This window comes from Luteimonas flava (genome assembly GCF_036584485.1).
In the GTDB taxonomy this organism is placed as follows: Bacteria; Pseudomonadota; Gammaproteobacteria; order Xanthomonadales; family Xanthomonadaceae; genus Luteimonas; species Luteimonas flava.
Map to the genome: position 1 here is coordinate 1 of NZ_JAZHBM010000030.1, position 419 is coordinate 419.

The window sequence follows — 419 nt, forward strand, 5'->3', positions numbered from 1 at the left end:
CTCTGGTGGAAGCTCGTAGCGATACTGACGTGCAAATCGTTCGTCTGATTTGGGTATAGGGGCGAAAGACTAATCGAACCATCTAGTAGCTGGTTCCCTCCGAAGTTTCCCTCAGGATAGCTGGAACTCACACAGTTTTATCGGGTAAAGCTAATGATTAGTGGTACTTGGATTGAAACAATCTGAACCAATTCTCAAACTTTAAATAGGTAAGAAGTCCGTGGTTACTTAACTGAACCCGGACATTGAATGGGAGTTCTTAGTGGGCCATTTTTGGTAAGCAGAACTGGCGATGCGGGATGAACCGGACGCAGACTTAAGGCGCCTAACTGTTCGCTCATCTAGATCCCTCAAAAGGTGTTGCTTCATTTAGACAGCAGGACGGTGGTCATGGAAGTCGAAATCCGCTAAGGAGTGTA

1 rRNA gene is annotated in these 419 nt (G+C 46.3%); it reads left to right on the forward strand.

Going from position 1 to position 419, the window contains the following annotated elements:
* Nucleotides 1–419, forward strand: a 23S ribosomal RNA gene (locus V3391_RS17555); the annotation flags it as partial.